Here is a 12,052-nt window from a genome sequence, read left to right as displayed (position 1 = left end):
CCCGCCCATCACGGCCCCGGCCTTGACCGTTCGGCCACACGCGACTCACCGGCAACCTTCAACGACTGGCTCCACCCCCCTCCCAGGGCCTTGTACAGGTTCACCTGATTGATCTCCCGGGCCAGCTCCAGCTGCGACCATTTCTGCTGCGCCTCGAACAGCGAGCGATGGGCATCCATCGTCGAGAAGTAGCTGTCCATCCCCGCCTCGAAACGCAATCGCGACTGTCGATAGGCCTCCTGGTAGTCCTCCACCAGGCGCTTCTGCGCCGCCACCTGGGTGAGCATCTCCTGGCGGGCATTGAGCGCATCGGCCGCTTCGCGAAAGGCATTCTGCACCGTCGCCTCATAGGCCGCGGCCCGGCCATCGAATCGTGCATGCGCGCCATCCACCTGAGCCCGTCGGGCACCGCCATCGATCAGGGTCAGGGAGCCGCTCAGGGCGGTCGACCAGAACTGCGCCGGGGCGCTGAGCAAGCGGGAAAAGTCGCCGCTCAGGCTACCCAGCGCCGACGTCAGGGAAAAGGTCGGGAAGTAGGCGCTACGCGCCGCGCCGATATCCGCATTGGCCGCGCGCAGCAAGGCTTCGGCCGCCATGATGTCGGGGCGTCGGGTCATCAGCGAAGAAGGCAGCCCGGCCGGCACATCGGCGGTGGCCAGGGACTCGCCCAACACCCCACTGGGCAAGAGGGCCGGTGGCACCGGCTGACCGACCAGTACCCGCAGTGCATTCATGTTCTGCGCCACCTGCATGCGATAGGTGTTGATCTGCACCGCCGCGGTATTGGTTTGCGCATCGGCCTGATGCACATCGATCTGCGCACTGGAGCCCAGGTTGTAGCTCTTGCGCAGCAACTGCCCGTAGTGGTTCTGGGTCTCGTAGGTGGTCTGGGCGAGATCCAGCAGGTTCTGGCTGGCCTTGAGGCTCAACCAGGTACTGGCGACCTCTCCGATCAGCGCCAGCCGAGCCGTCTGATAGTCCGCTTCGGAAGCTTCGAAGCGAGCGCCGGCGGCGCTTCTCTGGCTACGTATGCGCCCGAACAGATCCAGTTCGTAGGAGGTGAAACCGGCTGTCGCCTGAAAGGTATTGGCGATACTGCCCGCACTGTCCCCACCGCCCGGCGTGCGCACCAGCGGCGGTAACTTGCTGCGCCCGGCATAGGTATCGATGCCGATCGAGGGGAACAACGCCGACTCTGCACCGGCATAACCGGCCCGGGCTTCTTCCACGCTGGCGGCGAACTGGCGCAGGCCGCGATTGTTCTCCAGCGCCAGCTCGATCAGGGTCCGCAGCCGCGGATCGACGATAAACCCATGCCAATCGTGATCGAACGCCTCCCTGGCCGTACAACAGGCGCCTGCCGAACTGGCCGGCCACTGCTGGTCGATCGGCGCATCGGGCTTTTCATAGGGCGGATCCAGCGAACAGGCGCTGAGCAGGAACAGGGACATCAGGCAAGTCGAAGGTACACAACGGTTCATGATCCACCTCTATCAACGCAGGCCCAACCAGGCTCGCAAGGGTGAAACCAGGGCATCCCACAGGCCGCCACGGGCCCCGGCCACCCGCGACAGGGGCTGTTTGCGCAATCGCGGCGCAGCCGGTCGATAACTCGGTAGCGCGTCATGGGACGGCTCCCCGGATGGCCGGGAGAACGACGGCAGCGAACGACGCTCCCCCAGCAACGAACGGCGCAGCAGGGTGCCAAAGGCCATGGCCGGCTCGGCCTTGCTCGCCACATTGACGCTGGCATCACTGAACAACCGGGCGATAAGGCGCTGGCGCAGCCCCTCCTCGAGGTCGACAAAACGCAACCCCAGACGATCGTTGCCCTGGTTGCGCATGACCTCCACGGCGAGCCAACCGAGCGAGGGGATCCATAAGTGCCCGCGCACACCGGGCTTGATCAAGTCGGCAACGGCACAAGACAAGCACACCCCGCTGACCGAAATATCCACCAGACGCCCCGCAAAGGTTTTCGTCCCCAGTCTCAAGCCAGTGGCTTCATCAATGGGAAAGCGCTCTTCGCCATGCAGCCGCGGCCGGTCAACGCAGGCCACCAGCGTCGCCAGGTTGTAGATCAATGCGACCACGGTCCAGCACAGGTTGAACAGCATGTTGCCGTCAAAGGCCGCGGCCGTGGCAATGGCGGTGAACGCGCCCACCTGGGAGAACAGGATCAATGCCAGAAAGAACCCGAACAGCTTCCAGTGGATCAGGGTGCGGGTGCGATCGAGCCCCTTGGCGGTCACCTTGAAGGGGCGGCCGAACGGCCGAATCATTGCACTGGCAATCGTCGCGGTGACCGCCAGGGCCGCGACGATCTGCGTGACCTCGGTGAACACCGGCAGGGTTCGGCGTGCCGTGACCCAGGTGCCGTAGCCCCAGAAAGCGATCAGTGCCGGCATGCCGAAAGCCAGGAAATCCAAGGGCTTGGCATAGAACCCGGCAATGCCGAAGTACCAGTAGAGCACCGGTGAGACCAGCAGCATCAGGATGAAGGGTTTGGAGAACCAGTGCATCAGGCCATGCAGGTAGTGCACTCGATCATTGAAACTGTAGCCACGGCCACGCAGCGGCCCCTCCTTCAACAGCGCGACCTGGAGGGTTCCCAGGCACCAGCGCGCACGCTGGTTGATGTACTCGGTCAGCCCCTCGGCCGACAAACCGATGGACAGTCGCTCGTTGAGCCAGCGGGTCACATAGCCTTGTTGCAGCAGGCGGCAGGTGGTGTAGATGTCCTCGCAGACCGAGCCGGTGGGAAAACCGCCGATGCGGGTAATCAGGTCACGCCGCACCACAAAGGAGGTGCCCACGCAGAACGCCGCGTCCCAGCCATCCTTGGCCGGCTGGAAAACATCGAAGAAGACTCGCTGCTCGTCCACCCAGCAATCGGACGAGCCGAGATTGTGCTGGATCGGATCCGGGTTGTAGTAGAACTGCGGTGTCTGCACCAGGCCTACCCGTGGGTCCTCGAACAATCCCAGGATCCGCATCAGGATCGGTTGCTGGGCAGCGAAATCGGCGTCCAGCACCAGAATGTACGGCGCATTGCTGCTGGCGGCCGACTGGCGCAATCCGTTGTTCAGATTGCCGGCCTTGGCGTGGGTATTGTCCGCACGCCGGGCATATTGCACCCCGGCCTCGGCGCAATAGTCACGCAACCAGTCGCGCCGGGTATCGTCCAGCACCCAGACAGTGAAGTTGGGGTAATCGATGGCCTGGGCGGCAAGAATGGTTTTCTCCAGGATCTCCAGGCCTTCGTTGTAGGTGGCGATAAACACATCCACCGCCGGCACGTCGCGCCCGGCCGCCCGCAAGCGACGCTCGCCGGCATCGGCACTGGCCCGGTGATCGCTGCGACCGAGCAGGACGATAATGGAAAACAGCGTGTAACCGATGGCCATCAGCTCGAAAAACAGAAAGGCATAGGCCCATACCGTGGCAAATCCGCCATGCCCGTCGGGCAAGGTGTCGCGGATACGCCAGGCAGCATAATTGATCAGCAACACGGCAGTGATCGCACCAAAACCGGCTCGGGCAGCCCATTGCTCACGCCGGGTCAGGCAACTGAAAAGAATGACCACGGCCAGGGTCCAGAAATTGATTTGCATAAGATGCAACGAGTCCAGTACCTGCATATCAGTCCGCCTCCTGGGCGCCGGTAAAGGGATTGACGCCGGTGGCCGCAATAGCGGCCCATGCCGTGGCGCCCAGATGAGGCAGGTGGTAGTAGAAGAAATCGTTGCGCGGCGAATCCGGACCGATGGCCAGCCCGGTACTGATTTGCGCCTGCGGCGTCGCGAAGAGCCAACCATGGCCGGCCTGCAACGCCAGCAATACCGACCACAAGGGTTGGGCCCGGTCGGGCAGACCACTCAGACGTGCCACCGCCGCGGCCTGGGCGGTGCCCTCGGTCCAGACGCCGTCGGGGTTGCGGTTGAAGCCGTAGCCGTCGGCGAAACGGTGGCTTTGATCGACAAAGGCAAACACCCGCCGCCAGTCCCGCGGCGGATCGGGAACCGCCAGCAGCGGCCAGAGCTGCGCGTCCAGCCCCGAGCGCAGGCGATCCGACGTTCGCCCATCCTCGCCGGTACCAATCAGAAAGCGCCCCTCACGGTCATCCCACTGGCTTTGCACGAAACCCAGGGCAACCTGCGCCTGGAGCCGCGCATCCGGGTCCGCCGTCAGGCGGTCGAGCGCGATCCAGGCGGCAACCAGGTCGATATTGTGCTCGGTGGACTTCCAGCCTTGCCGGACCTGCTGGTTGAGGTAGCCATAGACGCCGCCGCTGAAGCCCGGGGGTATCTGGGTGTCGTAGGTGTTCTGCCGGACCCAGCGTAGCACCCGCTGGGCCGCGGCAAGATAAGACGGTTCGGCGGTCTGGCGGAAAGCCTCGAGCAGCGCAAGCGCCCCCCAGGCCTGATTGCCGGTGGCACTGCTGACCTGGTAGGCATCCTGGCTCCAGGCATTGCGCTCAGTACTCCAATACCCCGCCAACGCTATGGCCTGGCCCTTGATCGGACCGGCCGCATAGGCATTACGCAAGCGCCCGTCGGCGTACTCGGGGTCATGTTCCACGGCGAACGCCAGGGCATCGGCCAGCCGGCGAGCGGACTGCGCCTTGCCACAGGCGAACAGGGCGATGCTGGCCAGGGCGTTGTCATAGGTGAAGGCCACCCCGCGCAGCGCCAGTATTGCCGGAGGCTGTCCATCCAGGGCCGGATAGCTGGTCAGCAGCACCGGACCGGTACCGGGATAGGCCTGTGTCGCCTGATCCAATGCGCCACAGGTGTCCGCCGCCAGTTGCCCCCGGGCTGGCAGCGCCCAGGCCAGTTGCCCGAGACCCAGCAACCACGCGCCGACCAGCCAGGCCACGCCGCGCCAGCGGCTCATTTCCCCACGACCTCGGCGGAAGCCCAGAGTCCGGGCTTGCACACCATGCTTCGTTGCCTGTCACTGAGATTCGCGGCAAAGGTGGCGACCACATACACGGAGTTCTGCTCGGCGTAGGGGAAAGGCACGCTGTAGGTTCCCGGCTGCAGGTCGGATGAGTGGGACAGCAGTTGCTCGACCTTGGCCGTCAGCGGCTCCTCCAGCCCGCGAATGCTCACCTTCAGCACCGTGTCACGATCGATTTTGCTCGCCACCCGCTCGGGAAAGACCGCGATGACGTAGCTCTCCCCACAATTGGTCGCGCGCACCAGGGTCGAGCCGGCGCGCACCAGCGTACCTTGGGGCGCCACCACCTCCTGGACCGTCCCGGCGGAATAGGCCACCACGTCATAGCCGGACATCAGTTTGATCCGGCTGTTTTCCGCCTCGATCAAGCCGTCGAGCTTTTGCAGCTCCTGCTCCACCGTGGAGCGGTTGCGCTCCTGGTTGTCCAGGCTCAGCTTCAAGGTGACCAGATGCGAGCTGAGGTCGAACATGCGCAACTGGTCAGGGTCCAGGTAGACCTGCTGGTTGGCCGCGCTCAGATCGCCATTGCTGATACCCAACTGTGACCTGACGGTCTCCGCGGCGCCCTGCAACGAGGCCAACTGGGCTTTCGACGAGTCGACCAAGGCATTACTGACCGCTCCCTGGCGGAACAACTCGAGATTGCGCTCCACCGTATCCTGAGCTTCTTTCAAGCGCGCGCTGGCGGCGTAATTTTCGGCCCGCAGGGCTTTCTGGCCGAACAACTGGCGGGTATGGAAAGCCGCCTGGTATTGCTGGCTGATTTTCTCCAGCGCCTGGTAGTACTGCTGGTCATGTTCGAACTGGCTGAGGGAAGACGACAACTCCTGCTCCAGGCTCAAGCGCCGGGTTTGCAAGGTCAGCAAGGTGTCTTGATTGGCCCGGGGGTTTTCCACCACGGCCAGTTGCTGTCCCTCGACAAAGGAGGTGCCCGACTTGATGTTGAGGGAACTCACCACGCCATCGATGGGTGTGGTCAGCAAAATCACCGGGGCATTGAGGATGGCCCGCGTGGCCGACGTCGATAACAACGGCATGAACAAGGTCGACAACAACAGCCACAGGATAAAGACCAGGATGCCCACACCCACCAGTCGGGGTAGCAGGGACAATGGAAAGTGCCTTGTGCGCTCTTCGGTCATGTCAGGTTCTCCCGATAGGACATGAAGACATTCATTCTCAACAAGCAGCCAGTAGCCGCACGTTATCGTGAAAGGCATAAAGCAGGTGTTACCAGCAAAGATGTCCCATCATCAGGCCACTACTTGATCTGCCTGACTTAGTTGGTTTCTTAGTGTTGTGAGCAGGAATGATATTCCTGTCTTTTTGGAAGTTGGCATCCGCTCATAGTGACCACTTATCCACTACTTATGTTGCCTGTTTATGACCGAAAGGGACCTGGCGACTTCCACCCTTGCCTGATGGCTAAACGCAGGCATTTTGATAGCTATCCCTTGGAATAGTTTGGGCGTTGTCAGTGGCGACACTAAGTTCAGTTTTTCCCAGTGTCAAGCGCCCGAACATCGGAAACTTGATGACGCCAATTATGTAGCACCCCGTAAATGGGATCCATTAAATGGACGCCCCCCACCCAATGATCAGCAACCAATTATTTTCTCTAGTATTTTAATTGCCTGGAAAAACAAAATGAAAAACACCTCTATATTGATATGATTTCAGCAAAACAACCTACCAGATGAAAGCGATATAACAACAGCGCCCCGCTCAAAGCATCGAAACAACACCTGTTATAAATCCGTCACTCAGGCCCCAATGAAAACGCCCCGACAAGTCGGGGCGTTTTGATGTGCGGCTATTGCTTAGCGCGGGAACGCAGGCGGGTTGACCCCGGCCATGTCTTCCATCACGCGAACCACCTGGCAGCTGTAACCGAATTCGTTGTCGTACCAGACGTACAGGACAACACGGTTATCGTTGCAGATGGTCGCTTCAGCGTCGACCACACCGGCGTGGCGCGAACCGACGAAGTCGGTGGAGACCACTTCCTGGGAATTGACGAAATCGATCTGCTTGTGCAGATCCGAGTGCAGCGCCATGTAGCGCAGGTACTCGTTCATCTCTTCGCGAGTGGTGGCTTTCTCAAGGTTCAGGTTGAGAATGGCCATCGACACGTTTGGCGTCGGCACACGGATCGCGTTACCGGTCAATTTGCCGGCCAGTTCAGGCAAGGCCTTGGCGGCAGCGGTGGCGGCACCGGTCTCGGTGATCACCATGTTCAGCGCGGCGCTACGGCCACGGCGATCGCCCTTGTGGAAGTTGTCGATCAGGTTCTGGTCGTTGGTGTACGAGTGAACCGTTTCAACGTGACCGTTGACGATGCCGAACTTGTCGTTGACGGCCTTGAGCACCGGCACGATGGCGTTGGTGGTGCAGGACGCCGCGGAAACGATCTTGTCGTCGGCGGTGATTTCGCCATGGTTGATGCCATGCACGATGTTCTTCAGCTTGCCCTTGCCCGGTGCGGTCAGGACAACGCGGTCGATCCCCGGGCAGGCCAGGTGCTGGCCCAGGCCCTCGGCGTCACGCCATACACCGGTGTTGTCCACCAGCAGGGCGTTCTTGATGCCGTACTGGGTGTAGTCCACCTCGGTCGGGTTCTTCGCGTAGATGACCTGGATCAGGTTACCGTTGGCGGTGATGGTGTTGTTTTCTTCGTCAATGGTGATGGTGCCGTTGAAGGAACCGTGCACCGAATCGCGACGCAACAGGCTGGCGCGCTTGGTCAGGTCGTTCTCGGCGCCCTTGCGCACCACGATGGCACGCAGACGCAGGCCGTCGCCGCCACCGGTTTTCTCGATCAGGATACGGGCCAGCAGGCGACCGATACGACCGAAACCGTACAGCACCACATCAGTGCCCTTGCGACCGCCAGCGCTTTGCTGGCCAACCACATCGGCCAGTTCTTCGCGAACGAACTGTTCGGCGCTACGGCCATTGCCTTGCGTCTTGAATTTCACGGCCAGCTTGCCCAGGTCCACCGAAGCGGCACCCAGCTTGAGCTCGCTCATCGCCTTGAGCAGCGGGAAAGTCTCGTGGACGGACAGTTCGACATCATCACTCTGACGATGGCGAGCAAAGCGGTGAGCCTTGAGAATCGCGATGACAGACTGGTTGATCAGGCTGCGGCCATAGATCGAACTCACCACATTGTTATTGCGGTAGAGCTGACCGATAAGCGGGATCATCGCTTCTGCAAGCGCTTCACGATCAATCCACTCACCAAGACACTGGTCGGGCTTCTGAGTCACGGGAACCTTCCACATGTAGGGGCTGAAAAAAGGGGCTACATTATGCCGCCGAGTGGCCCTGCGAGCAATGCGCGCCTGTCGTGCATCCAGCAACAAAAACCCTTTTGAAAAAAACGCACCCCGCGCCAGCCCAGTAAATACGCGGCTTGCAGCAGGGCACAAAATGAGTGCTCATGGGCGACTTGTCCGTAACCCTCCAAAACATACGCCCGATACGGCACTACATAATGGGTCGAAAAGCGCTATTTCTTGTCTTAGCCACTACATTTCCCTCAATGCGTAATAGAAACAGTCTGCAACTGACAGGCGGCACCCGGGACCGTTACAATTACCGACTTTGTCGCAACGCTTGGAGCTCAACCTTCCGTGCCCGTTCTGCGTCTACCGCTTCTCCCTGCCGCGGCAGGTAAACAGCACTGGGGCAATCTCCCCGGTGCCGCCCTGAGCCTGGCCATTGCCGAGGCTGCCAGCGCTGCCAAGCGCTTCACCCTGCTGCTGACCGCCGACAGCCAAAGTGCCGAACGGCTCGAACAGGAGCTGAGTTTCTTCGCCCCGGACTTGCCGGTGCTGCATTTCCCGGACTGGGAAACCCTGCCCTACGATCTGTTTTCGCCGCACCAGGACATCATCTCCCAGCGCATTGCCAGCCTTTATCGGCTGCCGGAGCTGGTCCATGGCGTACTGGTGGTGCCGATCACCACCGCCCTGCACCGCCTGGCGCCGACCAAGTTCCTGCTGGGCAGCAGCCTGGTGCTGGATATCGGCCAGAAGCTCGATGTGGAGCAGATGCGTACGCGGCTGGAGGCCACCGGTTACCGTTGCGTCGACACGGTCTACGAGCATGGCGAGTTCGCCGTGCGTGGCGCCCTGATCGACCTGTTCCCGATGGGCAGCAAACTGCCGTACCGCATCGACCTGTTCGACGACGAGATCGAGACGCTGCGCACCTTCGACCCGGAAAACCAGCGCTCCATCGACAAGGTCGATTCGGTGCGCCTGCTGCCGGCCAAGGAGTTTCCACTGCAGAAAGAAGCGGTCACCCGCTTCAAGGCGCGCTTTCGCGAACGCTTCGATGTCGACTTCCGCCGTTGCCCGATCTTCCAAGACCTGAACAGCGGGATCACCCCCGCCGGTATCGAGTACTACCTGCCGCTGTTCTTCGAGGAAACCTCGACCCTGTTCGACTACCTGCCCCAGGACACCCAGGTGTTCTCCCTGCCGGGCATCGAGCAGGCGGCGGAAAACTTCTGGAACGATGTGCGCAACCGCTACGAGGAGCGTCGCGTCGACCCGACCCGGCCACTGCTGCCACCGGCCGAGCTGTTCCTCCCGGTGGAAGACTGCTTCGCCCGCCTGAAAAGCTGGCCGCGGGTGGTCGCCAGCCAGCAGGACGTGGAAACCGGCATCGGCCGTGAACGCTTCGCCGCCCGTGAACTGCCGAACCTGGCGATCGAGGCCAAGGCCAACCAGCCGCTGGCGGCCCTCTCCGCGTTCCTCGACGAGTTCCCTGGCCGGGTGCTGTTCACCGCCGAATCCGCCGGGCGCCGGGAAGTCCTGCTGGAACTGCTCGAACGCCTGAAACTGCGGCCGAAGACCGTCGACAGTTGGCCGGACTTCGCCGCCGGCAAGGATCGCCTGGCAATCACCATCGCGCCGCTGGACGAAGGCCTGGTGCTGGACGATCCGGCCCTGGCGCTGATTGCCGAAAGCCCGTTGTTCGGCCAGCGCGTGATGCAGCGCCGGCGTCGGGAAAAACGCGCCGACGCCAACAACGACGCAGTGATCAAGAACCTCACCGAGCTGCGCGAAGGCGCACCGGTGGTGCATATCGACCACGGTGTCGGCCGCTACCTGGGCCTGGCGACCCTGGAGATCGACAACCAGGTCGCCGAGTTCCTCACCCTGGCCTACGCCGAGGGCGCCAAGCTCTATGTGCCGGTGGCCAACCTGCACCTGATCGCCCGCTACACCGGCAGCGACGACGCCCTCGCCCCGCTGCACCGGCTGGGCTCGGAAACCTGGCAGAAAGCCAAGCGCAAGGCCGCCGAACAGGTCCGTGACGTCGCCGCCGAACTGCTCGACATCTATGCCCGCCGCGCCGCCCGCGAAGGTTATGCGTTCGCCGACCCGAAAGCCGACTACGCCACCTTCAGCGCCGGCTTCCCGTTCGAGGAAACCCCGGACCAGCAGACCACCATCGACGCCGTGCGCGCCGATATGCTCGCGCCCAAGCCGATGGACCGCCTGGTCTGCGGCGACGTCGGCTTCGGCAAGACCGAAGTGGCCATGCGCGCGGCGTTTATCGCCGTGCACGGCGGCAAGCAGGTGGCGATCCTGGTGCCCACCACCCTGCTCGCCCAGCAGCACTACAACAGCTTCCGCGATCGCTTCGCCGACTGGCCGGTGAGCGTGGAAGTGATGAGCCGCTTCAAGTCCGCCAAGGAAGTGAACGCCGCGGTGGCCGACCTCGCCGAAGGCAAGATCGATATCGTCATCGGCACCCACAAGCTGCTGCAGGACGATGTGAAGATCAAGAACCTGGGCCTGGTGATCATCGACGAAGAACACCGTTTCGGCGTGCGCCAGAAAGAACAGCTCAAGGCCCTGCGCAGCGAAGTCGACATCCTCACCCTGACCGCCACGCCGATCCCGCGCACGCTGAACATGGCGGTATCGGGCATGCGCGACCTGTCGATCATCGCCACCCCGCCGGCGCGCCGGTTGTCGGTGCGCACCTTCGTCATGGAGCAGAACAAGAGCACGGTCAAGGAAGCCCTGCTGCGCGAATTGCTGCGCGGCGGCCAGGTCTACTACCTGCACAACGATGTGAAGACCATCGAGAAATGCGCCGCCGACCTCGCCGAACTGGTGCCGGAAGCGCGCATCGGCATCGGCCACGGGCAGATGCGCGAACGCGATCTCGAACAGGTGATGAGCGACTTCTACCACAAGCGCTTCAACGTGCTGATCGCCTCGACCATCATCGAGACCGGCATCGACGTGCCGAGCGCCAACACCATTATCATCGAGCGTGCCGACAAGTTCGGCCTGGCCCAGTTGCACCAGCTGCGCGGCCGGGTCGGACGCAGTCACCACCAGGCCTATGCCTACCTGCTGACCCCGGGTCGCCAGCAGATCACTTCCGACGCGGAAAAACGCCTGGAGGCCATCGCCAATACCCAGGACCTCGGGGCCGGCTTCGTGCTCGCCACCAATGACCTGGAAATCCGTGGCGCCGGCGAACTGCTGGGCGACGGTCAGAGCGGGCAGATCCAGGCGGTAGGCTTCACCCTGTACATGGAAATGCTCGAACGTGCGGTCAAGGCCATTCGCAAGGGCGAACAACCCAACCTCGACCAGCCCCTGGGCGGTGGTCCGGAAATCAACCTGCGCCTGCCGGCACTGATCCCCGAAGACTACCTGCCGGACGTGCATGCACGACTGATCCTCTACAAACGCATCGCCTCGGCGACCGACGAAGAGGGTCTCAAGGACCTGCAGGTGGAGATGATCGACCGTTTCGGCCTGTTGCCGGAACCGACCAAGAACCTGGTGCGCCTGACGCTGCTCAAACTGCAGGCCGAGCAGTTGGGTATCAAGAAGGTCGATGGCGGTCCGCAAGGTGGGCGCATCGAGTTCGCCGCGGACACCCCGGTCGATCCGCTGTCGCTGATCAAGTTGATCCAGGGCCAGCCCAACCGCTACAAGTTCGAAGGTGCCACCCTGTTCAAGTTCATGGTACCGATGGAACGTGCTGAAGAACGCTTTAATACACTGGAGGCGCTGTTCGAACGCCTCACCCCGAAAACTGCCTGAAGGAC

6 protein-coding genes are annotated in these 12,052 nt (G+C 62.2%); 1 reads left to right on the top strand and 5 read right to left on the bottom strand.

Annotated features, from left to right (window positions below; genetic code table 11):
* Positions 1-8: 8 nt before the first annotated feature.
* From M5C01_RS03495 to M5C01_RS03475, 5 genes are all read right to left on the bottom strand, one after another.
* Positions 9-1,481, bottom strand: a complete 1,473-nt coding sequence (locus M5C01_RS03495; protein ID WP_152737323.1) for an efflux transporter outer membrane subunit — start codon at positions 1,479-1,481, stop codon at positions 9-11.
* 12 nt (positions 1,482-1,493) lie between these two features.
* Complete coding sequence (locus M5C01_RS03490) at positions 1,494-3,641, bottom strand: glycosyltransferase family 2 protein (protein ID WP_152737322.1); 2,148 nt, start codon at positions 3,639-3,641, stop codon at positions 1,494-1,496.
* 1 nt (position 3,642) lies between these two features.
* A complete protein-coding gene (locus M5C01_RS03485) occupies positions 3,643-4,896 on the bottom strand; it encodes a hypothetical protein (protein WP_152737321.1) in 1,254 nt (417 codons plus the stop codon).
* Entirely contained in the window at positions 4,893-6,104 is a 1,212-nt protein-coding gene (locus M5C01_RS03480) for a hypothetical protein (RefSeq protein WP_152737320.1), read from the bottom strand. The genes M5C01_RS03485 and M5C01_RS03480 overlap by 4 nt, the downstream gene beginning before the upstream one ends.
* A gap of 678 nt (positions 6,105-6,782) precedes the next feature.
* A complete protein-coding gene (locus tag M5C01_RS03475) occupies positions 6,783-8,246 on the bottom strand; it encodes a glyceraldehyde-3-phosphate dehydrogenase (protein ID WP_103496736.1) in 1,464 nt (487 codons plus the stop codon).
* A gap of 351 nt (positions 8,247-8,597) precedes the next feature.
* On the opposite strand from M5C01_RS03475, the gene mfd reads away from it, so the two are divergent.
* Positions 8,598-12,047, top strand: coding sequence for a transcription-repair coupling factor (mfd, locus tag M5C01_RS03470; protein ID WP_103496735.1), 3,450 nt, complete (start codon positions 8,598-8,600; stop codon positions 12,045-12,047).
* Positions 12,048-12,052: the final 5 nt, after the last annotated feature.

It is taken from the genome of Pseudomonas sp. MWU12-2319 (assembly GCF_023242525.1).
Lineage (GTDB): Bacteria > Pseudomonadota > Gammaproteobacteria > Pseudomonadales > Pseudomonadaceae > Aquipseudomonas > Aquipseudomonas gingeri_D.
Note: the sequence above shows the minus strand (reverse complement) of the source record. Positions and strands in the feature narration are given on the sequence as shown.